General features: G+C 71.8%; 25 protein-coding genes. 14 read left to right on the top strand and 11 right to left on the bottom strand.

The genetic code is table 11. The annotated features are described in order from the left end of the window. Positions 1–49: 49 nt before the first annotated feature. Positions 50–226: an HVO_0416 family zinc finger protein gene (locus GN153_RS17515; RefSeq protein WP_201287870.1), complete on the bottom strand. Its 177-nt coding sequence runs from the start codon at positions 224–226 to the stop codon at positions 50–52. Between the two features lie 195 nt (positions 227–421). On the opposite strand from GN153_RS17515, the gene nikR reads away from it, so the two are divergent. After that, the gene (nikR, locus tag GN153_RS10285) at positions 422–841 is read left to right on the top strand and encodes a nickel-responsive transcriptional regulator NikR (protein ID WP_159902418.1); all 420 of its coding nucleotides are present in this window, start codon (positions 422–424) and stop codon (positions 839–841) included. Positions 842–907: 66 nt separating this feature from the next. On the opposite strand, the gene GN153_RS10280 is transcribed toward nikR, so the two are convergent. Both GN153_RS10280 and GN153_RS17510 read right to left on the bottom strand, forming a co-directional pair. After that, entirely contained in the window at positions 908–1,666 is a 759-nt protein-coding gene (locus tag GN153_RS10280) for a diphthine--ammonia ligase (protein WP_159902416.1), read from the bottom strand. A 62-nt stretch (positions 1,667–1,728) separates the two neighbouring features. Further along, positions 1,729–1,881 (bottom strand): hypothetical protein, encoded by a 153-nt coding sequence (locus GN153_RS17510; RefSeq protein WP_201287869.1) that lies wholly within the window; start codon positions 1,879–1,881, stop codon positions 1,729–1,731. 124 nt (positions 1,882–2,005) lie between these two features. Between GN153_RS17510 and GN153_RS10275 the strand changes: the two genes are divergently transcribed. From GN153_RS10275 to GN153_RS10255, 5 genes are all read left to right on the top strand, one after another. Beyond that, complete coding sequence (locus GN153_RS10275; RefSeq protein ID WP_159902414.1) at positions 2,006–3,823, top strand: hydrolase; 1,818 nt, start codon at positions 2,006–2,008, stop codon at positions 3,821–3,823. Between the two features lie 266 nt (positions 3,824–4,089). Next, complete coding sequence (locus tag GN153_RS10270) at positions 4,090–4,980, top strand: coiled-coil protein (protein ID WP_159902412.1); 891 nt, start codon at positions 4,090–4,092, stop codon at positions 4,978–4,980. Between the two features lie 169 nt (positions 4,981–5,149). After that, entirely contained in the window at positions 5,150–6,322 is a 1,173-nt protein-coding gene (locus tag GN153_RS10265) for an inorganic phosphate transporter (protein ID WP_159902410.1), read from the top strand. A gap of 97 nt (positions 6,323–6,419) precedes the next feature. Next, positions 6,420–7,412 (top strand): signal peptide peptidase SppA, encoded by a 993-nt coding sequence (gene sppA, locus GN153_RS10260; protein WP_159902408.1) that lies wholly within the window; start codon positions 6,420–6,422, stop codon positions 7,410–7,412. 75 nt (positions 7,413–7,487) lie between these two features. After that, positions 7,488–8,309 (top strand): DUF6159 family protein, encoded by an 822-nt coding sequence (locus GN153_RS10255; RefSeq protein WP_159902406.1) that lies wholly within the window; start codon positions 7,488–7,490, stop codon positions 8,307–8,309. Between the two features lie 53 nt (positions 8,310–8,362). Here the strand turns inward: GN153_RS10255 and GN153_RS10250 are convergent, their stop codons facing one another. The 3 genes from GN153_RS10250 to GN153_RS10240 all read right to left on the bottom strand — a co-directional run bounded on the left by GN153_RS10250 (position 8,363) and on the right by GN153_RS10240 (position 11,109). Continuing rightward, positions 8,363–9,214, bottom strand: coding sequence for a UbiA family prenyltransferase (locus tag GN153_RS10250; RefSeq protein WP_159902404.1), 852 nt, complete (start codon positions 9,212–9,214; stop codon positions 8,363–8,365). Between the two features lie 115 nt (positions 9,215–9,329). Then, positions 9,330–9,911 carry an FAD-dependent oxidoreductase gene (locus GN153_RS10245; RefSeq protein ID WP_159902402.1) on the bottom strand — a complete coding sequence of 194 codons (582 nt, stop codon included), beginning with the start codon at positions 9,909–9,911 and terminating at the stop codon, positions 9,330–9,332. A gap of 67 nt (positions 9,912–9,978) precedes the next feature. Continuing rightward, on the bottom strand, positions 9,979–11,109 hold the full coding sequence (locus GN153_RS10240) for a pyridoxal phosphate-dependent aminotransferase (protein ID WP_159902400.1): 1,131 nt from the start codon (positions 11,107–11,109) through the stop codon (positions 9,979–9,981). Between the two features lie 133 nt (positions 11,110–11,242). Between GN153_RS10240 and GN153_RS10235 the strand changes: the two genes are divergently transcribed. The 4 genes from GN153_RS10235 (at position 11,243) to GN153_RS10220 (ending at position 16,859) form a co-directional block, all read left to right on the top strand. Further along, entirely contained in the window at positions 11,243–12,664 is a 1,422-nt protein-coding gene (locus tag GN153_RS10235) for an alpha/beta hydrolase (protein ID WP_159902398.1), read from the top strand. A gap of 91 nt (positions 12,665–12,755) precedes the next feature. Further along, positions 12,756–13,601, top strand: coding sequence for a PhzF family phenazine biosynthesis protein (locus GN153_RS10230; protein WP_159902396.1), 846 nt, complete (start codon positions 12,756–12,758; stop codon positions 13,599–13,601). Between the two features lie 88 nt (positions 13,602–13,689). Further along, positions 13,690–15,795, top strand: coding sequence for an acetate--CoA ligase family protein (locus GN153_RS10225; RefSeq protein ID WP_159902394.1), 2,106 nt, complete (start codon positions 13,690–13,692; stop codon positions 15,793–15,795). Beyond that, positions 15,792–16,859: a phosphotransacetylase family protein gene (locus GN153_RS10220; protein WP_159902392.1), complete on the top strand. Its 1,068-nt coding sequence runs from the start codon at positions 15,792–15,794 to the stop codon at positions 16,857–16,859. The genes GN153_RS10225 and GN153_RS10220 overlap by 4 nt, the downstream gene beginning before the upstream one ends. A 67-nt stretch (positions 16,860–16,926) precedes the next feature. Here the strand turns inward: GN153_RS10220 and GN153_RS10215 are convergent, their stop codons facing one another. Together GN153_RS10215 and GN153_RS10210 are read right to left on the bottom strand one after the other, a co-directional pair. After that, positions 16,927–17,214 (bottom strand): hypothetical protein, encoded by a 288-nt coding sequence (locus GN153_RS10215; protein ID WP_159902390.1) that lies wholly within the window; start codon positions 17,212–17,214, stop codon positions 16,927–16,929. Between the two features lie 13 nt (positions 17,215–17,227). Then, positions 17,228–17,752, bottom strand: coding sequence for a DoxX family protein (locus tag GN153_RS10210; RefSeq protein WP_159902388.1), 525 nt, complete (start codon positions 17,750–17,752; stop codon positions 17,228–17,230). 204 nt (positions 17,753–17,956) lie between these two features. Here GN153_RS10210 and ppsA point away from each other — a divergent pair, with 204 nt between their 5' ends. The 3 genes from ppsA (at position 17,957) to mfnA (ending at position 21,692) form a co-directional block, all read left to right on the top strand. Continuing rightward, positions 17,957–20,212 (top strand): pyruvate, water dikinase, encoded by a 2,256-nt coding sequence (gene ppsA, locus GN153_RS10205; protein WP_159902386.1) that lies wholly within the window; start codon positions 17,957–17,959, stop codon positions 20,210–20,212. Positions 20,213–20,296: 84 nt separating this feature from the next. After that, on the top strand, positions 20,297–20,560 hold the full coding sequence (locus GN153_RS10200) for a hypothetical protein (protein ID WP_159902384.1): 264 nt from the start codon (positions 20,297–20,299) through the stop codon (positions 20,558–20,560). 67 nt (positions 20,561–20,627) lie between these two features. Beyond that, positions 20,628–21,692 (top strand): tyrosine decarboxylase MfnA, encoded by a 1,065-nt coding sequence (mfnA, locus tag GN153_RS10195; protein WP_159902382.1) that lies wholly within the window; start codon positions 20,628–20,630, stop codon positions 21,690–21,692. Between the two features lie 6 nt (positions 21,693–21,698). Here mfnA and GN153_RS10190 read toward each other — a convergent pair whose 3' ends face one another. Next, positions 21,699–22,382 (bottom strand): TVP38/TMEM64 family protein, encoded by a 684-nt coding sequence (locus GN153_RS10190; RefSeq protein ID WP_159902380.1) that lies wholly within the window; start codon positions 22,380–22,382, stop codon positions 21,699–21,701. A gap of 224 nt (positions 22,383–22,606) precedes the next feature. Here GN153_RS10190 and GN153_RS10185 point away from each other — a divergent pair, with 224 nt between their 5' ends. Beyond that, positions 22,607–23,359 carry a LiaF transmembrane domain-containing protein gene (locus GN153_RS10185; protein ID WP_159902378.1) on the top strand — a complete coding sequence of 251 codons (753 nt, stop codon included), beginning with the start codon at positions 22,607–22,609 and terminating at the stop codon, positions 23,357–23,359. Positions 23,360–23,387: 28 nt separating this feature from the next. Here the strand turns inward: GN153_RS10185 and GN153_RS10180 are convergent, their stop codons facing one another. Both GN153_RS10180 and GN153_RS10175 read right to left on the bottom strand, forming a co-directional pair. After that, positions 23,388–24,044: a DUF7504 family protein gene (locus GN153_RS10180; RefSeq protein ID WP_159902376.1), complete on the bottom strand. Its 657-nt coding sequence runs from the start codon at positions 24,042–24,044 to the stop codon at positions 23,388–23,390. After that, a complete protein-coding gene (locus tag GN153_RS10175; protein WP_159902374.1) occupies positions 24,041–24,958 on the bottom strand; it encodes a GAF domain-containing protein in 918 nt (305 codons plus the stop codon). Before GN153_RS10175 ends, GN153_RS10180 begins: the two co-directional genes overlap by 4 nt. Positions 24,959–25,020 lie beyond the last annotated feature (62 nt).

Raw genomic sequence — 25,020 nt, 5'->3', positions numbered from 1 at the left:
GTGGGCTCACCGGCGACCGTTCAGGCGTCAGTAACGGGGTCGCCGTGAGCTATACCGGGGACCAGCCGCAGACCGAGCATCGTGTCGCGTCGCTTCCGTGGAGACCGCCACAGTCCGGACACTGCTTTTTGTTGTAACTCTCCTCCCAGCCGGCAGGCTCGGTCTCGTGACCGCGCCGCGAGAGGAACTCGTCGAACATGTCGTCGCTGCTCGGTGCGGACGCCATACATGGTATGATATACCACATCACTATATAGCTCTACCGGTCGCTGCGGATATTGCGCGCCGCGGCCGTCGGCCGAGCGCGAGGGAGGTTGACGGGGGTGGCGTGAGGGACGCAACTCGCGAACGGCTGCGGTCCGCGGGCGCCGTCCGGGCGGTCGATGACAAGGCTCTATACCCGGCCGCCGCAGGATCGGGTATGACCGTTGTCAGCGTCTCGATGCCGGACGAGTTGCTCGAGCGCATCGACGCCTTCGCCGAGGAGCACGGCTACACCGGCCGCAGCGAGGTCGTGCGGGAGGCCGCCCGCAACCTGCTCGGGGAATTCGACGACGAGGGACTCGAGGGCCGGGACCTGATGGGGCTCGTGACGGTCATCTTCGACTACGAGGCCACGGACATCGAGCAGCGGCTGATGCACCTCCGTCACGACCACGACGACCTCGTGGTCTCGCACGTCCACAACCACGTCGGCGACCACTACTGCATGGAGCTGTTCATCCTCGAGGGTGACCTGGAGGACATCTCGGCGTTCGTCGGCCAGGTCCGCGCCACCCAGGAGATCCTCTCGGTCGACTACAGCGTCACACCCGTCGACCAGGTCGGCCGGCTGGTCTGAGCCGTCGCGGGTGGGCCCGGCTCTCCGGGGCCGCTCTCCCGGCTCTCCGGGGCCGCTCTCCCGGCTCTACTCCCCCAGCCAGGCGTCCTCGACCCGGACCCGCCCGCGGGTCCCCTCCCACTCCGTCGTGTACTCGAGCTCGAGGGGTCGGTCCATGTGGGGGCCGTCGGTCACGAGCGTCTCGAACTCCCCGCCCTCCCCGAGGACGTGCACCCCGTAGTCCTCGTTCAGCTCCTCCAGCTCCGCCAGCGCCCCGGCGTCGAGTCGCCGGCCCAGCCAGGACTCGTCGAGGCCCGCAGCAGCCACCTGGATGATGGTGACCTCGAAGCCAGCGTCGAGCATCGCCTCCGCGAGTTCCCGGGGGTCACGCTGCCACAGCGGCGCGAACACGTCGGCGCCGAGCCGGTCGGCCATCGCCTCGACCCGGGAGGTCTGGTACTCGCTCTCGACGGCGCCGGCGGTCAGCCCGGCGATCCCCCCCGGCAGTTCGGCGTCGAGTTCCCGGAGCGCGGCCTCCAGCGGTTCGAGTTCGACGTCGCCCTGTCGGCCGCTGTCGGCGGCTGTCTCCGCGCCGAGGTCGCCGGGCTCGACCTCCAGCAGCGGGATCCCGATGCTCTCGGCGGCCAGGCCGGCCAGCCGCGTCTCCGGGACGTGGTACATGTAGGAGTCGCCGTCGGGGTGGACGGTGACCAGTCGCTCGACTGGCAGGCCACGCTCAAGCGCCCGGTACAGCGCCCACGAGGAGTCCTTGCCGCCCGAGAAGAGACTCGCCCAGGCGCCCGCGTCGGTCCCGGCGTCGTCGGTCGCGCTCCCCGCGTCGGTCATACCGGCCCTCGGAGGCGGCGGTGCAAACGCCTGTCGCCTCCGCTGCCGGTCGGACGTCCCGTCTACCGCCGGACGGTGACCGTCACGGCCCCGCAGGCACACTCGTAGGCGCGGCGCTCGCCCGCCTCGGTGCGGTAGACGAGCATGCACTCCTCGTCGGTGAGCGGGCGCTCACAGCCCTCGGCGTCGCAGGTGCAGGCGAGTTCGTCGAGCATACCCTCCCTTCGGCGCGGCCACGTATCAACCCGCGCCACCCCCGCACCGGAAGTGAAAGTGGACGCGGGGGCGGCGGGCGGTGGACGCGAAAAGGCTTTGCCCGCGGCGGTCACGCCGGGGAACATGGAGTGGCACGCCGCCCCGGTCGGTGACAGCGGCGCCGAGCAGCCGGTGGACGTGCCCGGCCGGCCCGCCGCGTTCGCCGGCGAGGAGGCAGTCCGGTACACCGCCGCCGCGGACGTCCCGGCCGACGCCGAGGCCGCCACGCTCGTCCTCGACGGCGTCTACGCCCGCGCCGAGGTGGAAGTGACCGGGGACCGCCTCGGCGGCGAGGGGCCCGTCGAGCACGACGCCTACTTCGAGCCCGTCCGCGTCCCCGTCCGACCCGGGGGAAGCCTGGAGGCCGCGGTCACTTGCCACGCCCCGCGGGACCGCTTCGGCGGCCTCCACGACACCGACCTGGTCCCCGACGAGCAGGCGGTCCCCGGGGTCTGGTGGGACGCCCGCCTCGAGACCCACCCCCTCCCGGCGGTCGCCGACCTGCAGGTCCGCCCCGAACGCACCGAGGCGGGCGCCCGCCTGCACGTCCGGACGACCGTCGTCACCGGCGGGCCGCTGGAGGAGCGGGTGACCTACTCGCTGCGCCCGGAGGGCGAGCTGTCGACCCGCGGGATGATGGAGCGCGGGGCCGTCGAGGTCGACGGTCCGGGGCTGACGACCGTCGAGCACACCATCGAGGTCCGGGACCCGGCGCTGTGGTGGCCCCACCCGCTCGGCGCGCAACACCGGTACACCCTGGCCGCCAAGCTCGGCGACAGCGAGCGCTCTGTCACCACGGGCATCTGTGAGGTCGCCCGGGAGGACGGCCGCCTGCTCGTCAACGGCGAGCCCCTGCCCGTGCGGGGCGTGAACCTTCTCACCGACGACCCCGCCGATGTCGAGCGCGCCCTCGAGGTCAACGCCACGCTCGTCCGCGGCCACGCGCAGGCGCTCCCGCCCGCCGTCTACGAGGCCTGCGACGAGGCCGGGCTGCTGGTCTGGCAGGACCTCCCGCTGACCGGCCCCGGCGAGTTCGACGTCGCCCGCGGCGAGGAGCTGGCTGCCCGGCTGGCCGCCCGCTACGGCACCTACCCCAGTCTGGCGGCCGTCGGGGTCCACGACGACCCCGTCGACGCCTTCACCGACGGGCTCGGGAGCGGCCTGCTGGACCGGCTGCGGCTGCGCTGGCGGGCCTGGCGGACGAGCTACGACCGGACGGCCGCCGAGGCCGTCGCCGACGCCGTCCCCGACGGGCTGGCGTCCATCCCCGTGGTCGGCGGCCCCGGTGTCGACCACGACGCCGCCGCCTACTACCCCGGCTGGGACTACGGCGAGGCCGCCGACCTCGACCGGCTGCTGGAGCGGTACCCCGCCGACCTGCTCGCGGAGTTCGGCGCGGGCGCGCTCGCCGACGAGGGCGACTCGCTGGGCCCGAAACACGACGCCCGGGTCGACGGCGGCGCGGAGGCCTCGCAGGCCCACCAGGCCGGCGTGCTCGCGGCGGTCGCGGGACGGGCACGCCGGCGCGGCGCGGGCGCGGTCGCCTTCGCCCTCCGGGACCCTGCCGGGTCCGGGGCCCGGGGAGAGCGGAAAGCGGGGATGGGCGTCTACGCCGCCGACGGCGAGCCCAAGGCCGGCCGCGACGCGCTCGCGACGGCCTTCGAACCGGTCCAGGCCTTCGTCGACCCCGCGAGCGGGGCGGCGGTCGTCGTCAACGACCGGCCCGAACCCCTCGCGGCGACGCTCTCCTGGGCGGCCGGCGACGAGACGGGGGAACGCGAGCTCGAGGCCGACCCGATGGGCCGGTGGGCCGGGGACCTGTCCGTTCCCACCGGCGCCGAGGACGTGGAGCTGGAACTGGCGGTCGACGGCTGGACCGTCGCGACCGGCTCGGAGCTGTAGGCGGCGGGCGCGCGAGACTCGGGCCGGCGGGTCACGGTTCGCCGGACCGCGCTCCGGGCATGTCCCGTGTGAGACCGCCACACCGCCCGTACCGACCGGAATGTTTAAGCGATGGACTACGGTATGACCACGTACCAGAACGTTCCGGCGTTCCGGTCGCACCGCGCTCAGACCAGCATGACAGGGAACACTTGTTCTCGGCGACGACCCTCTGCGAGTCGACCGACCGCCGAGCGCCGGAGCGGTTATGGAATCGAGGTACAATCATGGCAGATTCGATAGACGAGTCCAAAAACGTAGAACTCACAGACACAGATCTCGAAGAGAACTCGAAAGGCGAACTGATCAAGCTCGCCGGCAAGCTCCGGGACCGACGCAACGAACTCAACCAGATGGCGTCGGAGCGGGCCTCCAAGCGCGACGACCTCAACGCCAAGACCCGCGAGAAGGTTGACGAGGCTCAGGAACACCGCGAGAAACGCGACGAGCTCAACGAGAAAGTCCAGGAGCACAAGGAGAAACGCAACGAGCTCAACGCCGAGGCCAACGAGCTGTTCGACGAGCTCGACGAGAAGAAAGACGACCTCAAGCTCGACGAGGGCCCCTCGGTCGAGGAACTGGAGTCGGAGATCGAGGACCTCGAGTTCAAACAGCAGACCGAGGTGCTCGGCGCCGAGGAGGAACGCGAGCTCATCGAGAAGATCGAGAACAAACGCGAGAAACTCCAGGAGAAAAAGGAGAAACTCGACGACACCGACAATCTCGACTCCCTGAAGGAGGAGGCCGAGGAGGTGCGCGCCGAGGCCTCGAAACACCACCAGAAGGTGACCGAGCTCGCCGACGAGGCCCAGGAGCACCACAACCAGATGATCGAGGCCTACCGCGAGGCCGACGAGATCCGCGACGAGGCCGACGAGATGCACGAGAAGTTCGTCGATGCCCAGGAGGCCGCCGACCGCCACCACGAGGACTTCGTCCGCGTCCAGAAGCGCCTGCGCGAACTCGACAAGAAAGAGGAGGAGGAGGAGCGCGCCGAGCGCGAACAGAAGGAGGAGGCCGCCCGCGAGGAGGCCGAGGAGATCTACCAGAAGTTCAAGGAAGGCGAGACGCTCGACACCGAGGACCTGATGAAGCTGCAGAACACCGGCCTGCTCTAAACCGTCTGTTTCCGTTCCCGCGGCCGTCACAAACTGTCCGGGCAGAAGCCAGGGCCAGTCTCATGACTTCCCGGCATCCGGCACTGCAGCCATGGGCCGCCCATCCCCGCCAGGCTGTGTGAGACGGTCCCAGATACCATTTAAAACCGACGGAGCCGTACCCGCGGGCATGCTCGAACCGTTGCTCATCGCCGGCTTCGTCGTCTCGCTGTTCGTCGGCTACAACATCGGGGGTGCGACCACCGGCCCGGCCTTCGGGCCGGCGGTGGGCTCGGGCGTACTCTCGAAGGTGGCCGCGGCGGCGCTGATGTCGGTCTTTTTCTTCGCCGGGGCGTGGACCGTCGGCCGCCGGGTGGTGAGCACGCTCGGGGAGGACCTGGTCTCCGGCGCCAGCGTCTTCACCCTCGAGACCAGCGCCATCGCCCTCTTTTTCATCGGCGGGGCACTGTTCGTCGGCAACTACGCCGGCGTCCCGGCCTCGACGTCGATGACTGCCGTCGGCGCCATCGCCGGGCTGGGTGTCGCCTCGGGGACGCTGGACTGGGCGGTGATGGGCGAGATCGTCACCTGGTGGGTCGTCGCCCCGATCGTCGGCTTCTGGGTGTCCGGGGTAGTCGGCCGGTATCTCTACCCGGCGATCAACCGCCGCGTGGCGGTCGACAGCAGCGAGGGGCCGCTGCTCGAGCTCGACCGGTCGGGCGCGGTACCGGTGCCACGGGCCGGCCCCAACACCACCCGCCGTGAGGTCGCCGGCGCGGCCGTCGTCGTCGGGATCGGCTGCCTGATGGCCTTCTCCTCGGGCACCTCGAACATCGCGAACGCTATCGCCCCCCTCTTCGCGGTCGGGGTGGAGATGGATCTGCTGATCCTGCTGGGCGGGGCCGCGGTCGCGGTCGGCGCGTTCACGATCGCCCGCCGGACGCTGGACACGCTTGGCAACGACATCACCGACCTCCCGCTGACCGCCGCGATCGTCGTCGCCGTGGTCTCCTCGACCATCGTCGTCGCGCTGTCGGCGATCGGCATCCCCGCCTCCTTCGTCATCATCGCCACCATGTCGATCGTCGGCCTGGGGTGGGGCCGGGCGACCCGGTCGACGACGGTTTCTGAGGGAGTCCGCGGCGAGGAACAGCCTGCGGTCTCCGTGGGCGCGCTCACCGCCGAGGAGCCCGGCGAGGAGGTGCCAGACATCGGCGAGGAGGACCCGGAGGACGTGCCCGAGACCGCGGACCTCTTCGACCCCTCGACGACCGGCCGCGTGATTTTGATGCAGAACGTGGTCCCGCTGCTGTCGACGGTCGGCGCGCTGGTGGCGTTCTGGCTGCTGTTCGGCGTGCTGTGACCCGGGGAGACCGGACGCCGTGACGGCCGTCCATCCGTCGCTGTCGTCCCCCACCTGCCGGCCGGCGTTTTACGGGCCTGCCTCCCGACAGGGGGGTATGGGCATCGCCAAATCCGTCGGCCGAGTGGTACTGGTGTTCGCGGTCGCCGCCGTCGCGGCCGCCGCGGGCTGGGCGCTCTTTCTGGCGTACCCCGTCGACCTGACCGACCTGTTCGGGGTCGTCCTCGCGGTCGGGGTCGCCGCCGCCGGGCTCCGCGCCGGCGCGAACCTCGCCGGGTCGCTGTTTCCCGACTACAACGTCGCCGAAGTCGCGGTCGAGGGGCCGATCTCCCGCGACGGCGGCGGGAGCGCGGTCCCGCCCTCCCCGGGCGGGGCCGGCGCCGACGAGGTCGTCGAGCAGATCGAGCGGGCCGACGCGGACCGCAACGCCGAGGCGCTGCTCGTGAAGCTGAACACGCCCGGCGGGGAGATCGTCCCCAGCCAGGACATCCGGCTGGCCGCCGAGCGGTTCGACGGCCCCACGGTCGCCTACGCGACCGACACCTGCGCCAGCGGCGGCTACGAGATCGCCGCCGGCTGTGACGAGCTCTGGGCCCGCGAGGGGTCGATCGTCGGCTCGATCGGCGTCATCGGCTCGCGGGTCAACGCCGCCGACCTGGCCGACCGGCTGGGGGTGAGCTACGAGCAGTTCACCGCCGGCCGGTTCAAGGACGCCGGCGTCCCCCTGAAAGAGCTCGAGGAGGAGGAACGGGAGTACCTCCAGACGCTGGTCGACGACTACTACGACCAGTTCGTCGCCGACGTGGTCGAGGGCCGCGACCTGGCCGAGGAGACGGTCCGGGAGACCGAGGCGCGGGTCTACCTGGGCAGCGAGGCCGCCGACCTGGGGCTGGTGGACGAACTCGGCACGCGCGAGGACGTCGAGGCGTCCGTCGGCGAGCGGATCGGCGCCGACGCCGTCGTCGAGGAGTTCGAACCCCAGCGGGGGCTGGCCGACCGCCTCCGGACCGGCGCCCAGCGCGTGGCCTACGGTTTCGGTGCCGGCCTCGCCGGGAGACTGGCCGGCGACGGCCGCTTCCGCTTCGAGTGAGCGGCGGCCGGTCCCCGGCCCGCGGGAGCCGTGTCGGCCGGATGACGTAAGTACCGGGCCGGCGTGGGGCCGGGTATGGGAATCTTCGGCCGGTTTCTCACGGGACTGCGGCTGGCGAAGGGGAGTCTTGCGGTGCTGTTCGACCACCCGCGGCTGCTGCTCTTTCCGCTGGTCGGCGGCCTCGCCGGGCTCGTCTACGTCGGCGCGCTGCTGGGCGGAACGTTCGGGCTCCTCCAGCCCGAGCGCGAGGTCGTCGTCTACGGCGCGCTCTTTCTGGTGTACGCGGGGTCGACGTTCGTCGCCTCCTTCTTCACCGCGGGGCTGATGCACGCCACCCGCGACGCCTTCCGAGGGGAGGCGCCGAGCGTCCGGCGCAGCCTCGGCGCGGCGTGGGGCAACGTCGGCACGCTGCTGCTGTGGTCGCTTCTCGCTGCCGTCGTCGGCGTCGTCATCAGGGCCATCGAGGAGTCCAGCGACATCGGCGGGAAGATAGTGGCACTTCTGTTCTCGGTGGCCTGGGCCGTCGTGACCTACTTCGTGGTCCCGGCCATCGTCTTCGAGGACGTCTCCGTCCGGGGTGCCTTCTCCCGGAGCGGCAGCCTCGTGCGGTCCATCTGGGGGGAGTCGCTGGGCGCCGAGACCGGCGTCAGCATCGTCTCCTTTCTGCTGACCGCGCTCGGCGTGCTCGTGGCGGTCGCCCTCTTCGTCGCCCTGCCGACCGACACGACGGCCGGTCTCGCGGCCGTCGCGGTCGGCGGCGGAACGGCCATCCTGCTGGCTCTGCTGGTCGGCTACGCGCTGACCGGCGTCGCCAAGACCGCCCTCTACGTCTACGGCACCGAGGGCGAGACCCCCCGGTACTTCTCCGGCGTCGACTTCGGGAACGAGGGACGGTAGGCACACCGGGGCGCCCGCGTCCGGGTGGCCGCCGAGGGTCGGGCTGTCGCCGGTCAGGACAGCGGCCGGAACCAGACCCCCACCACGAGCACCGCGAGGAAGAGGTACGACCCCCGGATCAACAGCATGGTCGCGAGTTCGGGCTCGGCACGGCGGGCGATCAGGGCGACCGCGCCGAAGACTACTGCCGACAGCGCCGTCGAGGGCGGAACCCCCGGCAGCAGCGCCGCAAGCCCCACCACGCCGACCATCCCCGCGCTCATCAGCGCGTAGGCGGTCAGCCGCGCGCGCTCGGGGCCGACCGCCACCGCCACCGTCCGCTTGCCGATCGACCGGTCGTAGTCGTAGTCCTGAGCGTCGTCGATCACCTTGATCCCCGAGAGCACGACCAGGAAGACCGCCGCCAGGGCGAGCACGGTCGCCGACAGCCAGCGAGTCTGGACGTAGTACCCACCCAGTAGCGCCACCGAGATGCCCAGCGGGTACCCAACCGTCGCGCCCACGGGGTTGGTGTCCAGCTGGGGCGCGTGGTTGACGGCGATGAGCCAGCCCGGCAGCGTCAGCAGCGCCGCCGGGAGGTCCACGAGCCAGCCGATGGCCGCCACACACGCGAAAAAGCAGACCGACGCGCCGGTGAGCGCCAGCCGGCAGCCCCGCGCGGTCAGCGGGTGGTCGTCGTCCTCTCCCCGGACGTGGAAGTCGACGTAGCCGTCGGTGACGTGGGCGACGTACAGCGCGAAGAAAGCCGCCGTCACGTGCAGCGCCGCCAGCCCGACCGAAAAGGGGCCGGCGAGCGCCGCCCCGAGCAGCGAGCTGGCGACGACGGGGAGCATGAACACGGGGTGGACCTGCGAGGCGAGCGCCCGCAGGGCCGCGACCGGACCGGTCCCGTGGCGCGCGAACATGCCTCACTGTTGGTGGAGACGGGCAAAAAACAGGGGGTCCGGCCGCGGCGGTAGTCGCTCCTTTCGGCGGGGCAGATGGCCCGCCCCGCTGTCGTCGACCGCTCGCGGTCGCCGACTACTCGCCGTCCCCGTCGCCGAAGAGGGCGGCGGCGTCGTCGGGGGTGTCGAAGTCGTGGAAGTGTTCGCCCTTCTCCTCGGTGAGGATGTTCAGCGCCGCGGCCGCGCCGTCGCCGGCGGAGATGACCGCCTGCCACTCCTCCGCGCGGACCATCGCGCCCGTCGCGTAGGCACCGTCGACGCTGGTCTCCATCGTGACGTCCACGTCCACGACCTCCTCGTCGGTGAATTCGCAACCGAGCGCCTCCGCGAGGTCGCGGTTGGCGCCCGTCGCCAGCACCAGGTAGTCGGCCTCGTGTTCCTCCTCCTCGGTGGTGACGGTGAAGCCGTCGCCGCTCTCGACGTCGGTCACCTCGACGCCCTGGTGGCGGTCGACGCCGAAGCCGTCGACCTGCGTCCGCAGCGTCTCCAGGAACGCCGAGCCGTCCTGGGAGCCCACGCCCGGATAGTTGAACAGGTGGGCGCTGTGCATCCACGTGCCGTCGGTGTCGAAGACCGCGGTGTCGAGCCCGTTCTTCTCGGTGAACAGTGCCGCGCTCAGGCCGGCGGGGCCACCGCCGACGACTGCAACCTCTGGCATGTGCCGGTGTAGGCGGGTCGGTGACTAAGTCCTTCGGTAACCACTCGCGCAGTTAGGGACATCGGTGTTACCGCACGGCCTCGGTCGCCGCCCGCATGATTTCGATGGCTTCCTTGATCTCCTCGATGTCCGTCGCATACGAGATCCGGGCGTACCCCTCCCCCGCGGCGCCGAAGGCCTCGCCGGGCACGACGACGACACCCCGGTCGATGACCTCGTCGACCCACCCCTCGGGCACCTCGGGCATCGCGTAGAAGGCGCCCTTCGGTGTGGGGCAGTCCAGGCCCATGTCCGCCAGCCCGTCGAGCAGGACGTCCCGCCGGCGCTCGAAGGCGGCGAGCATCTCGTCGACGCCGTCCTGCGGGCCAGTCAGGGCGGCCTCGGCGGCGTACTGGGCGGGGGCGCTGGCACACGCCTGGGCGTACTGGTGGACCCGGAGCATCCGCTCGACCCGGTCGTTCGAGGCCACGATCCACCCCAGCCGCCAGCCGGTCATCGAGTAGGTCTTCGAGCAGGCGTGCACGACCGCGACGTTGTCACCCTCGGTGAACTCGGCGGGCGAGCGGTGTTCGCCCTCGAAGACCTGGTGCTCGTACACCTCGTCGGAGATGCAGAGCACGTCGTGCTCGTCGGCGATCCGCGCGAACTCCCGCATATCTTCGGGGGACTGCACCGCGCCCGTCGGGTTCGCGGGGCTGTTGACGACGAAGGCCGCGGTGTTCTCGGTGATGGCGTCCTCGACGTCCGCGGGAGAGAGCGTGAGGTCGTCCCGGAGCGGGACGGGGACCGGCTCGCCGCCCGCGAGGTGGGTCAGCGCCTCGTAGGAGACGAAACCCGGGTCCGGGATGACGACCTCATCGCCCCCGTCGACGTGGGCCTCGATGGCGATGTGCAGCGCCTCGCTGCCTCCGGCGGTCGCGATGACGTCCTCGGGGTCGACCGCCAGGCCGTTGTCCCGGCGGTGTTTCTCGGCGATGGCCTCCCGGAGCTCCAGGGTGCCCTTGTTGGAGGTGTAGGCGTCGGCCTTCCCGGCCTCGATGGCCTCGACCGCTGCCCGGCGGGCGTGGTCGGGCGCGGGGAAGTCGGGCTGGCCGAGCCCGAGGTTGATGGCGTCGGCGCCGGCGGCCTCGAACACCTCGCGGATGCCGCTGATCGAGACCCGCTCGACGCGCTCGGAGAAGCCTGCGGCGTCTGTCATACCCGAGGTGGGGGGCTGCGGGCCGATAACTGTTGGTGGTCCGGCGCGCTCCCTGGTAAAAAACCTGTCGGCGACTCGCCGGGCCGGCAAGTCGCGGCGTAGCTATAGGTGGCTGCCCGCCCGAGCACGTCGCATGACGCGGATAGACAGACGGACGCTGTTGACCGCTGCCGCGGCCGGGATGGCGGCGCTGACCGGCTGCCAGTCGGCCAGCGAGACACCGACAGACGGGACTCCGAGCCCGCCCGGGACCGACACCCCCGACCCTGGGACGGCGACCCCGACACCCGGGACGCCCGACGAGTGGTCGCCCGACGACGCCGAACTCGAACGCCGGAGCCGGGAGTTTCTGGGGCTGCTCCGGGACGGCGAGTTCGAGGCGGCTCACGAGCGTTTCGAATCCGCCGCGGCCTCGCAGATCTCCGTCGAGCAACTCGAGGGGACGTGGGAGGGGATTACCGACCAGTTCGGCGGCTACCTCGGCGTCTCGGGGTTCGACCACGGCGAGAGCGGCGGCTACCGCGTCGTCACCGGGACCGCCCGGTTCGAGCGCTCGGAGCTGCAGGTCGTCGTCTTCTTCAGCGAGGAGGGCATCGCCGGTTTCCAGGTCCGGCCCGGCGGCGGCCAGTGGTCCCCGCCCGGCTACGTCGACCAGTCCGCCTTCACCGAGCGGGAGCTGTCGCTGTCGACGCCGGTCGACTGCTCGCTCGGCGCGACGCTCACCCTGCCCGAGGGGGACGGCGACATCCCGGGCGTTGTCTTCGTCCACGGCTCCGGGCCCAACGACCGGGACGAGACCGCCGGCCCGACCAAGCTGTTCAAGGACCTCGCCTGGGGGCTCGCCTCCCGCGGGGTAGCGAGTCTGCGCTACGACAAGCGGACCGCGGCCTGTGACGTCGACCTGGCCGACGCCACCATCGACGACATCGTGACCGACGACGCGCTGACCGCGGTCGAGCGGCTCCGCGGCGTCGACCGCGTGCCCGACGGGGATGTCGTCCTCGTCGGCCACAGCATCGGCGCGACGCTGGCCCCGCGGATCGCGGCCCGCGACGGCAACCTCGCCGGGGTCGTGATGCTGGCTGCGCTCGCCCGCCCCGTGACCGACGCCCTGCTCCAGCAGAACCGGTATCTCGTCGAGCGCGACGGCACCGTCACGGAGGCCGAACAGCAGCAACTCGACGAGGTCGAGCGGCTGGTCGAGCGGATCCGGACCGGCGACATCCCCGACGACGAGGTGCTCTTTCTCGGCGGCGACGAGTACTGGCAGACCCTCCAGGAGTACGACCCCGTCGCCACCGCACAGGAACTGTCGCTGCCCCGGCTCGTGATGCAGGGCGAGCGGGACTACCAGGTGACCGTCGAGGGCGACTTCAGCCGGTGGCAGGAGGCGCTGGGCGACCAGCCCTCCGTGCGCTTCCAGCGCTACGAGCAACTGAACCACCTGTTCATGCCCGGCGAGGGCCAGCCCGGCCCGGAGGAGTACTTCCGGCCGAACAACGCCCCCGAGCGGGTCGTCGAGGACATCGCGACGTTCGTGGCCGAGCACACGTAGCCCCCCGGTCGCCGCGACGGCGGGCGGCACCGCGGGGCCGACGGCTCGCCGTCCCCCACACATTGATACGGCGACGGGCCGACCGTCGGGTATGGACGTGCTCGTCGTCGACGCCTTCGCGACGGAGCCGATGGCCGGCCGCCCCGTCGCGGTCCTCCCCGAGGCGGACCTGACCGACGACCAGTACCGCGCGGTCGCCGACGAACTCGGGGCCGCGGGGACGCTCGCGGCCGAGCCCGACGGGCTGTACGCGGTCGGCGCCCGGGCGGACGTGGCCGTCGCCGTCGCCGCCGGGGCGCTGGTCGAACGGGGCCGCGAGCCCGGCGCCGCCACGGTCCGGGGTCACCGCGACCTGTCCGTCGACATCGCGGCCGACGGGACCGTCACCGTCGGGCTGCCGGCCGGCGGGTCCCGCCCGGTCGAGGTGAGCGAGAGCGAGGTGGCGGACGCGCTGGGGGTCGACCGCGCCGCACTCGCGGACGTGGGCGCGGACCTGCCGATGGCCCGCGTCTCGGCGGGGGCGGGCTACCTGGCAGTCCCGGTCAACTTCATGGAACACCTCGGGAACGCCGACCCGGACCGGGAGTGGGTCGCGGGCCTCCTCGACGAGGTCGACGCCGAGGCGCTCTACGCGTTCACCTTCGACACGCTCGCCGCCGAGACCGACTGGCACGCCCGCGCCTTCACCCGCGAGGGCGAGGTGGCCGCGAGCGCCCGCGGGGCGGCCGCGACCGGGGCGTACGTGCGCCAGCAGGGCGCACTCGACGCCGACCGCGAGTCGCTCGTCGCCGCGTCGGGCCACTTCGTGGGCCGCCCCTCGCGTGTGGGAGTGGACCTGGCCGGGGCCGACCCCGAGGTCGCGGGGACGGCGCTGACGGTCTTCGACGGGGTCGTGACCCTCCCCGAGCCCGAGGAGGACGACATCGTGGAGGCGTAGGAGGCCCGCCGGACGGCGGAACCCCGCGACCGCCGGAGACCGGCATCCACGGGCAGATATATCCACCCCGGGGACGAAGTGACGGCCGATGGGACGGTTATCGACGCTGTTCGCACCCGACCGGGTGGCCGTGGTGGGCGCGAGCGACGAGCCGGGGTCGGTCGGCCGGGCGGTGACCGGACACCTCGTCGAGGACTTCCGCGGCGAGGTGCTCGCGGTCAACCCCAACCGCGAGACGGTTCTCGAACTCGTCTGTCACGACTCGCTGTCGGCGCTTCCCGCCCCCGGCGAGGTGGACGTCGCGGTGGTTCTGGTCCCGCCCGAGCTGGCCGTCGAGGCCGTCCGCGAGGCCGGCGAGGTCGGCATCGGGAACGTCGTGGTCGTCACCGCGGGATTCTCGGAGGCCGGCAGCGAGGGTGCCGCCCGCGAGCGCGAGCTGGCCGCGGCCGCCGAGGAGTTCGACCTCAACCTCGTCGGGCCGAACAGCCTGGGGGTGATGTCCACCCCCTCCGGGCTGAACGCCACCTTCGCCCCGACCAGCCCCGACCCCGGCTCGATATCGTTCATGAGCCAGTCGGGCGCGTTCGTCACCGCCGTCCTCGACTGGGCGGCCGAGCGCCACCTCGGGTTCAAGGACGTCGTCTCGCTGGGCAACAAGGCCGTGCTCGACGAGAGCGACTTCGTCCGCGAGTGGGGCGAGGACCCCGACACCGACGTCGTCCTCGGATATCTGGAGGACGTCGCGGACGGCCGGCGGTTCGTGGAGGTGGCGAGCGAGGTGACCCGGGAGACGCCCGTCGTGGTCGTCAAGTCCGGCCGGACGGAGGCGGGCGCGACCGCAGCGGCCTCCCACACGGGAGCCATGGCCGGCAGCGACCGGGCCTACGGGGCCGGCCTCGACGCCGCGGGCGTGGTTCGCGTCGACACCGTCGAGGAGCTGTTCGACGCCGCGGCCGTGTTGTCGGGCCAGCCGCTGCCCGACCGCTCGGCGGTGGCCATCGTCACCAACGCCGGCGGCCCGGGCGTGATGACCACCGACGCCGTCGGCGACACCGACCTCGGCCTGGCCTCCCTGACTGACGGGACCCGCGAGACGCTCCGGGAGGACCTGCCCGGCGGGGCGAACATCCACAACCCCGTCGACATCATCGGCGACGCCCCCGTCGAGCGGTTCGAACGGGCGCTGGATACGGTGCTCGCCGACCCCAACGTCGGGATGGCGGTGGTGCTGGCGTGTCCGACTGCGACGCTTTCCTTCGACGACCTGGCGGCGGCGGCCGTCGACCTGCAGGCCGAGCACGGCGTCCCGATGGCCGCGGTGCTGATGGGCGGGGCCTCGACCCGGTCGGCGGCGGCGACGCTGAGCGAGGCGGGGGTCCCCTCCTACTTCGACCCCGCGCGCGCGGTCGACAGCCTCGAGACGCTCGCCGAGTACGCCGACATCCGCGAGCGGGAGGTCGCCGAGCCGGCGACCTTCGACGTCGACCGCGAGCGTGCCCGCGCCGTCCTCGACCGTGCCCGGGACCGGGACACCACGCGGCTCGGGGTGGAGGCGATGGAGCTGCTGGACGCCTACGGGATCCCCACGCCGGCCGGCGCGGTGGTCGACGACCCCGCGGAGGCGGTCGCCGTCGCCGAGGAGACCGGTGGGGAGGTCGTGATGAAGGTCGTCAGCCCCGACATCCTCCACAAGTCCGACATCGGCGGCGTCGAGGTGGGCGTCCCGGTCGGGGAGGTGCGGGACGTCTACGAGACGCTCGTCGCGCGGGCCAGGCGCTACCAGCCCGACGCGACGGTGCTCGGCGTCCAGGTCCAGGAGCTGCTTGACGTCTCCGCCGGGACGGAGACGATCGTCGGCATCAACCGGGACCCGCAGTTCGGCCCGCTCGTCCTCTTCGGGCTGGGCGGGGTGTTCGTGGAGGTGTTCGAGGACACGGCCGTCCGGCTCGCACCGGTCGCCGAGCGCGAGGCCCGGGCGATGACCGAGGGGATCGAGGCGGCGCCGCTGTTGCGCGGGGCGCGGGGCCGGGACCCGGTCGACCTGGACGGGCTCGTGGAGGTCATCGGGCGGCTCTCCCAGCTGGCGACCGACTTCCCGGCCATCGAGGAACTGGACATCAACCCCGTCGTCGCGACGGCCGAGGGCGCGACGGCGGTCGACCTGCGGCTCACCCTCGACCTGGAGGCGCTATGAGCACGCTACTCGTTACGTCGACGGCGGAGAGTACAGGCAAGACGGCGATCGCGGTCGCGCTGGCGCGGCTGGCACAGAAGCGGGGTGCCGAGGTGGGCTACATGAAACCGAAGGGCACACGGCTGGAGAGCGTGGTCGGCAAGACCCGCGACGAGGACCCCGCCCTGGCCCGCGAGGTGCTGGGACTCGAGGCCGGCATGCACCAGCTGGAGCCCGTCGTCTACTCGCCGACGTTCGTCCAGGAGGCCGTCCGCGGCCGGGAGGACCCCGACGCGCTGCGCGAGCGGGTCGCCGAGAGCTTCGCGGAGCTGGCCGAGGGCGTCGACCTGATGATGCTGGAGGGCGGGGGGCGGCTGTGGACCGGCGGCGTGGTCGAGCTGACCGACCCCGACGTCGCCGCCCTGCTCGACGCCCGGGCGGTGCTGGTGAGCCGCTACGCCGATGCCGGTGACCTCGACGACGTGCTCGCCGGGGCCGAGGCCTTCGGCGACCGGCTGGCGGGCGTGCTGTTCAACGCCGTCGAGAGCGCGCACATCGAGGGGCTGTCGGAGGATTCGATCCCCTTCCTCGAGGGGCGGGGGGTCGACAGCCTCGGGGCGGTCCCCCGCGACGAGCAGCTGGCGGGCGTCAGCGTCGCCGACCTCCGGCGTGGGGTGGGCGGCGACCTGCTGACCCCGGACGCGCCGACCGACGGGCTGGTCGAGCGAGTGGCCGTCGGCGCGATGAGCGCGGACGCGGTGCTCGACCACCTCCGGCGGACGCGGCGGGCGGCGCTGGTGACCGGCGGCGACCGCGCGGACGTCCAGACCGCAGCGCTGGAGGCGGGGGGGCTGGCCTGTCTCGTCCTCACCGGCGGGTACCGCCCGCCCAACGCCGTCCTCGGGAAGGCCGCCGACCGCGGCGTGCCGGTCGTGCTGGTCGACGCCGACACCCGGACGGCCGTCGACCGCGTCGAGGAGACGCTGCGCTCGGGCCGGACCACCACCGAGGACGCGGTCGACCGGATGGCCGACCTCCTGAGCGAACGGGTCGACGTCGGGGCGCTGCTGGGGCTGGAGGAGTGAGCGTCCGTGCGCGGGTGTGGAGGATCAGACCGCGGGATCGGGACCGGTCACGCGACCGACCCGTCGGTCAGTCGGCCGTGCTGACATCCGTCGTCTCGTCGGTGGCCGGTTCGACCGGCGTCGCCAGTTTGTAGACGGCGTAGACCAGCAGGACCACGAGGCCGGCGATGACGAGGCCGGTCCGCAGCGTCGGCCCGAACGTGCCGTAGGCCACGACTTCTCCGCCCTCCGTCGCGATGGGGAAGTGTGGCTGTCCGGTGAGCGTTTCCACGAAGCCGAGGACGACGATGCCCAGGAACATCAGCCCGGTGCTGAGGAACATCGCCGCCTTGTCGATGGTGTTGAGGTCGTCCATTTGCTGTCACCTCCTAGCCGAGCAGGTACCTGAGCCGCGGGTGGCGTTCGACGAAGGCGGTGCGCTCGAGGTAGGCGTCCAGGCCGTAGTACCGGCCGGCGGCGAGCACGCCGACCGTCAGGAACAACAGCAACCCGAAGAGGTCGCCGTTGACCAGGCCGTGGCCGAACTCGGCGTTGCCGACCCAGAACAGGGTCATGAAGAAGGCCCCGCCGAAGGCCGCCAGCCGGGTGAGGACGCCGAACATGATGCCGAGCCCGATCAGCATCTCGAACAGCGGCACCCCCGGCTCGATCAGCCACGCTAGGTTCTCGCCCATCCAGACCGGGATGGGGCCGAGTGCGGTCCCGGTCATCTCCCGCAGGTACATCGGGCCGTAGGTGTAGTTGAACCCGTCCGTGAGGACCTTCGTGAACCCGGACAGGAAAAACCACCAGCCGACGATGACTCGCAGGAACGCCAGCCAGTACTGCTGCCAGCCGCCGGACAGGCGGAGGTCGAAGCCCGTCGCGGCGCGTGTGGTCTCGCGGTATGCCATTTTGTTGCCCTCCAGTCGGGGGTTCGCTCTCACGGTGCAAAAGCGCCGCTCGGATTCCCGAGCCCCGAGAACCGGGTGCCGGCGGAGCCGTAGCATGCGGGGATATTTTAAGACGGCACGGCGGCCCGGGAGGGACGTGGCCGGGAGTGGAGGCGGAGTTCAGAAGGTTCATTATTATACTTGTTCACAGTCTCATCCACGCACATGGCTGTACTCTGGCTGGACGACATCCGGGGCGACGACCTGGGGGCCGTCGGCGGGAAGGCGGCGTCGCTCGGGGAACTGACGGCCGCGGACCTGCCGGTGCCGCCGGCCTTTGTCGTGACCGCCGACACGTACCGCTCGTTCATCGAGGAGACGGGGATCGACGGTGAGCTGTTCGAGGCCGTCGACGTCGACACCGACGACTCGAAGGCGCTGGCGGAGGCCGCCGAACACGCGAGCGAACTCATCCGCGAGACCCCGATCCCCGAGTCGATCCGCGAGGAGGTCATGGCGGCCTACGAGGAGATCGGCGACGACGCCCCGGTCGCCGTCCGCTCCTCCGCGACCGCGGAGGACCTCCCCGACGCCTCCTTCGCCGGCCAGCAGGAGACCTTCTTGAATGTCACCGGCGAGGCCCTCCTCGAGCGGGTCCGGGAGTGCTGGGCCTCCCTCTTTACCCAGCGGGCCATCTACTACCGCCAGGAACAGGGCTTTGCCCACGACGTCGTCGACATCGCCGTGGTCGTCCAGCGGATGGTCGACGCCGACAAGTCCGGCGTGATGTTCACCAGCCACCCCTCCACCGGCGCGGGCGTGATCACCATCGAGGCCGCGTGGGGACTCGGCGAGGCGGTCGTCTCCGGTGCCGTGACGCCGGACAACTACGTCATCGACCGGGAGACCGGTGCCCTCCGCGAGACCACCGTCGCCCAGAAGAAGGTGATGCACGTCCGGGACCCCGAGACCGGCGAGACCGTCGAGCGCGAGGTGTCCGAGGACAGGCGCGGGAGCCGGGTCCTCGGCGAGGAGGAACTCGAGGAGCTGCGGGCGCTGGGCGAGGAGATCGAGGCACACTACGGCGAGCCCCAGGACGTCGAGTGGGCCATCGAGGACGGCGAGGTCTACCTGCTCCAGTCCCGGCCGATCACGACCATCGCCGAGGGCGCCGAGGAGGGCAGCGTCGCCGACGGCGGCGTCGCCGAGGAGGCGGAACTGGTCGTCTCCGGGCTCGGCGCGAGCCCGGGACAGGCCTCCGGCGAAGCCCGGCTCGTCCGGAAGCTCGACGAGCTGGACAAGGTCGGGGACGGCGACGTCATCGTCGCCGAGATGACCACCCCCGACATGGTGCCCGCGATGAAGCGGGCGGCGGGCATCGTCACCGACGAGGGCGGGATGACCTCCCACGCCGCCATCGTCTCCCGGGAGCTCGGCGTGCCCGCGGTCGTCGGCGCGGAACACGCCACCGACCGTCTCGAGGACGGCCAGGTCATCACTATCGACGGCGAGAAAGGCAGCGTCGAGACCGGTGCAGAGGCCGAGGACGAGCGCGACGCCATCGAGGAGGTCCGCCCGCAGGCCCCGGTCAAGCCGATGACCGCGACCGAGGTCAAGGTCAACGTCTCGATCCCGGACGCCGCCGAGCGCGCCGCCGCGACCGGCGCCGACGGGGTCGGGCTCCTGCGGCTGGAGCACCTGGTCCTCTCGCTGGGCAAGACCCCCGAGCGGTACATCGAGGACCACGGCGCCGACGAGTACGTCGAGCAGATCGTCGACGGCGTGCGCGGGGTGGCCGACGAGTTCTACCCCCGACCCGTCCGCGTGCGCACGCTCGACGCTCCCACGGACGAGTTCCGCCAGCTCGAGGGCGGCGAGGACGAACCCACTGAGCACAACCCGATGATGGGCTACCGGGGGATCCGCCGCAGCCTCGACCGCCCGGACGTCTTCGAGCACGAACTCGAGGCATTCCGGCGGCTGTTCGAGATGGGCTATGACAACGTCGAGGTGATGTTCCCGCTGGTGAACGACGTCGACGACGTGCAGGCGGCCCGCCGGCTGATGGAGGGCGTGGGGATCGACACCGAGAAACGCTCGTGGGGCGTGATGATCGAGACGCCCGCATCAGCGCTCTGTATCGAGGAGATGGCAAACGTCGGCATCGACTTCGCCTCCTTCGGGACCAACGACCTGACCCAGTACACGCTGGCGGTCGACCGCAACAACGGCCAGGTCGCCGACCGGTACGACGCCAACCACAAGGCGATCCGTCAGCTCATGGCCCAGACCATCGAGGTATGCCGCGAGCACGGCGTGGCGACGAGCATCTGCGGGCAGGCGGGCTCGGACACCGACATGGTCCGCTTTCTGGTCCGGGAGGGGATCACCTCCATCTCCGCGAACATCGACGCCGTCCGGGACGTCCAGCACGAGGTCAAACGCGTCGAGCAGAAGCTCCTGCTCGACTCGGTGCGCTGACGCCCGCCGCCCCTTCGATACTCCGTCGCCCGCCCGGTCCGCCCGCTCACAAGACCTTTCTGTCGGCCGCCGGTACCCGGGCACATGGTCCGCGAAGCCCTCCTCGACAACATCGCGTTCGTGGTCGTCGCCGCGCCCGCGCTGTTTCTCGTCTCGCTCGGTGCCGGAAGGCTCCTGCTCGGGCTCTCGGCTGTGGCCGCTGTCGCCCTCGCCGCGGCGGTCACGGCCGCCGCCGGCGTCCTGGCCGTCCGGGGCGGCTCGGACGGCCCGACACGCTCCGAAGACGGGCGCTCCCGCCGCGAGAAGGAGCTGGACGCAAAGAAGGGCAGCTACGGCGGCGACCACTGAGGCCCGGTACCGCGGTGGGTCGCCGCCGTCCCGTAACCGCTAAGCGCCTCCCCCGGGGAGAGCGGGTATGCAGCAGGCCCCGGAGGGTCCCGAGCCCCAGCGCTTCGAGCGCGTCCTCTCCTCGATGTGCACCGAGCCCCACCCGGCCGCCCGCGAGGCCGCCGAGCGCTTCCTGGCGACCAACCCCGGCGACCCGGGGACATACGGGACGGTCGCCGACGTGGAGGCGCGTGCGGTCGACCGGCTCGGGGCCGTCGCCGGCATCGACGACCCTGCGGGCTACATCACCAGCGGCGGGACCGAGGCCAACGTCCAGGCGGTCCGGGTCGCGCGCAATCGCGCCCGCACGGACGACCCGAACGTGGTCGCTCCCGAGAGCGCTCACTTCAGTTTCCACAAGGCCGCCGAGCTTCTCGACGTCTCCCTCCGGACGGCGCCGACCGACGGCGCGGGCCGGGCCCGGCCGGACGCGGTCACAGAGCTGGTCGACGACGACACCGTCTGTGTGGTCGGCGTCGCCGGGTCCACGGAGTACGGCGCGGTCGACCCCGTGCCCGCCCTGGCCGACGTCGCGGCCGACGCCGGCGCCCTCTTTCACGTCGACGCCGCCTGGGGCGGGTTCTTCCTCCCGTTTACCGACCACGAGTGGGACTTCGCGGACGCCGCCGTCGACACGATGACCATCGACCCCCACAAGGCGGGGCAGGCGCCGGTACCGGCCGGCGGGTTTCTGGCGCGCTCGCCAGCCCTGCTGGACGAACTGGCGGTCGAGACGCCCTATCTGGAGTCGACATCCCAGGCGACGCTGACGGGGACCCGCTCGGGAGCGGGCGTGGCGGGCGCGCTTGCGGCCCTGGAAGCGCTGTGGCCGGCCGGCTACCGCGAGCAGTACGGTACCTCGATGGACAACGCCGAGTGGCTGGCGGACGAACTCCGGCGCCGCGGACACGCGGTCGTCGGGCCGGAGCTCCCGCTGGTCGCGGCGGACGTGTCGGCGCCGACGATAGCCCACCTCCGCGAGCGGGGCTGGCGACTCTCACGGACCGGTACGGGGGAGCTCCGGGTCGTCTGTATGCCCCACGTCACCCGGTCGATGCTGCGCTCTTTCGTCGCGGACCTGGACTGGTACTGACGCCGCCTACATCCCCTGCGTGTACTGTCTGATCTCCTCGCGTTTGTGGTAGGCGTACACCGAGAAGACGGCGAGTGCGGCGACGAGTACGACGGCCTCGACGACGTTGCCGGTCGCCAGCCCGTCGCCGGCGAAGTTGGTGACGACGTACGCGGGGAGGCGGCCGATGAACATCACACTCACGAACACGAACAGCCGGAAGTGTGCCAGCCCGGCGAGAAAGCAGATCACGTCGTCGGGGAGCCCCGGGATGACGACGAAGAGGAACAGGCCGGGGACGCCCAGCGTCTCGACGAACCCGTCGAAGCGGTCGAGCAGGGCCCCGTCGATCATCCGCTCGACGACCGGCCGGCCGTACCGCTGAGCGATGAGGAAGGCGATGGCGCTGCCGACCGTGACGCCGACCATGCTGTAGGCGGTTCCCGCCACGGGGCCGAACAGGTAGCCGCCGACGATGGCCGTCACCTGACCGGGGATGGGGGCGACGATGACCTGGGCGACCTGGGCGACGATGAACACGAGCGGCGCGAACGCGCCGAACTCCCCGACCCAGTCGCGCATCGCCTCGGCGTCGAACAGGAACGGGGCGTACGTGCGGACCAGCAGGTACCCGCCGGCGAGCACGACGACCAGCCCCAACGCTGCGAGGACCGCGATCCGACGGCTCCGCTTCGACGTGAAGACTTTCATCCCCGTTCACCCGGCGTCCCCGGCGGACCGGCCGTCTCCCGCCCGGTAACACGGGCCGCGGCGGCGGGAGGACGGTCGGCGTGGCCGGTCTGGACAGCCATCGTTCCCGTTGTTCTAAGCCTCGCGGTGCCGCCCGATTTAATTCCACCGGATGCGCGCGACCGTCACCACCGACGTGGGGAGAGGACGCGGGGTTTTATGTCAGCAATACGTGTAGTCAGCGTATGGCACGCCGCCTCCCGACCCAGGTCCTGTTCGGCGCCCTCGTGGTCGTCGTCGGCATCGTCCTCCTGGCCGAGACGACCGGGCTCTACGACGCCCGGTTCCTGTTCGACTACGTCCCCTCGCTGTTCATCCTGCTCGGGCTGTACGCGATGGTGCGCAGCGGCTTTCGCAACCTCTTCGGCCCGGCGGTCGTCGTGGTCGTGGCCGCCGCCTGGCAGGCGGTCGCGCTCGACCTCGTCCCCGTCGACAGCGTCTGGGAGTTCTGGCCGCTCGTGGTCGTCCTCTTCGGGCTCTCGCTGATGTTCGACTACCTCCGGGGACGGCCCGGCCCGGATGCCGACAGCGGCTCGTACGTTTCGACCTTTGCGGCCTTCGGCGGCTCGGAGAAGCGGTCGACCTCCCGCTCCTTCACCGGCGGAAGCCTGACGGCGGCCTTCGGCGGCGTCGAACTCGACCTGCGGGACGCCGAGATATCCGACCCGCCGGCACACGTCAGCACGCTGGCCCTCTTCGGCGGCGTCGAGATCCACGCCCCCCGCGAGTGGGATGTCGACCTGGACGTGCTCCCGCTGTTTGGCGGGGCGAGCGACGAACGGCCGCGCCCGGCCCGCGATGCCGGCGGCGACCCGGCCGACGCGGCCGACGCCGCCACCCGCCAGGCCGGCGAGCGGGGCGACCGCGAGGAGCGGGGGAGCGAGCCGGACCTGGTCGTGACCGGCGTCGCCGCGTTCGGGGGCGTGACGGTCAACTGACCGCCGCCCGGCTCGCGGGAAGCGCACCCTACAGGTCGACCGGCCGCCAGCCGCGGGGCTGGTCGCCCGGTCCCTGCGCGTCGAGTTCGTAGCCCCCTGCGTCGGTCCGCCGGAGGTCCACCCGGCCGTCACACAGCCGGGCCAGGGTCTGGACGACCTGGGGTTCGTGCATCGCGGGGTCGAGGACGAAGACGCCGAGTCCCCCCGTCTGCGACACCCGGCCGGCCATCGTGTGGACAAAGCGGGTGATCGTGCGAAACTCCGAGTACAGCAACAGCGTCGACACCGAGTCGAAACCGGTCCGGATGCGTTCGACGCCGCCGTCGTACAGCGCCGAGTAGACGACCGAGAAGCCGATGCTGATCCCCGTCAGGTCGCCGGTGTTCGAGACCGACTCGACGTGGGCGCCGGTGTCCGTTTCCACGTCCCCGGTGCCGCTGGCGTCGACGACGCCGAGCCGCGAGGTGTCGAGGGCGGGGACCGCCGACAGGCAGTCCGCGACCACCTGGCGGCCGGAGGAGCCGGTGGAAACCAGCACCATCCCCTCCCCGCGGTCGTCCCCCGAGAGCACCAGTTCCCGGGCGAGCCGCGAGCCCGCCCGGTCGGCAGTCGTCACGAGTACCGACGACCCCGCGGGGACCGGCTCGAGCGGGAGGCCGTCGAAGGTGTACGGCTCGTCGCTCACGGCTCCGCTCCCCCATCGTTGGCCAGCGCCAGCACGTCCATCACGAGGTCGGCGAGCGTCGACAGATACTCGCGGTCGGCCGCGGAAAAGGAGCGGGGCTCGTCGTCGTAGACACACAGCGAGCCGATGCTGTGTCCCGCCGGCGTCCGGAGGTTCGCGCCGAGGTAGGCGTAAATGTCCATCTCCCGGAGGGTGTCGTTGTCGGCAAAGCGCGGGTCCTCGGTCGTGTCCTCGACGGCCATCGTCCGGTCCTCGAGGATGGTGTACGTGCAGATGGAGGCGTCCCGCGGGGTCGGGACCCACTCCCGGCCGTGGACCGTCAGGAAGTCCTGCTGGTCCTCCCGGATGAGGTTGACCGAGGCGACCTCGACCCCGAAGTGGGCGGCGGCAAGCTCCACGACCCGGTCCAGCGCGTCGCCGGCGCGGTCTTCGGCCTCGCCGTCGACGTAGGCCGCGAGCGCCGCCAGCCGGCCCGCCTCGTCTTCGGGGAGCGGGTACGCGGTGTGGCTGTTGTCGAGTGCCGCCGCCTCGAGCGCCGCGGCGAACTGGTCGGTGTCGGCGCCGGTGTTCGGGACGTACTCGAGGACCCCCTCGAACGACGCGGTGTCGATGTCGGTCGTCGCCGTATAGAGGATGCAGCCGGCGTCGGGGGCCACTCCCCGGAGGTGCTCCGCCAGGTCCAGCCCGGTCCCGTCGCCGAGGTCGTACTCCGTGACGGCGGCGTCCAGGCGGGCCGCCTCCCGGTCCTCCTCTACTGCCGCGACGAGCGCCTCCCGGGCGGCGGCGAGCGACTCGGCCTCGTGGACCGTCGCGTCGGGTAGCGCCTCCCGGACGGCGCCGGCGGTCGCCGCCCTGCGCTCCCCGTCGGGGTCGGCGACGAGGACGGTCGGTTCCGGCGCGGTCGGCTCTGGCATGTACGCCGGTAGGGGTCCGGGGACGGTTAAACACCGGTGGAAGCGGCGGCGAACCGGCCCGT

Source organism: Salinirussus salinus, from assembly GCF_009831455.1.
Taxonomy (GTDB): domain Archaea; phylum Halobacteriota; class Halobacteria; order Halobacteriales; family Haloarculaceae; genus Salinirussus; species Salinirussus salinus.
Note: the sequence above shows the minus strand (reverse complement) of the source record. Positions and strands in the feature narration are given on the sequence as shown.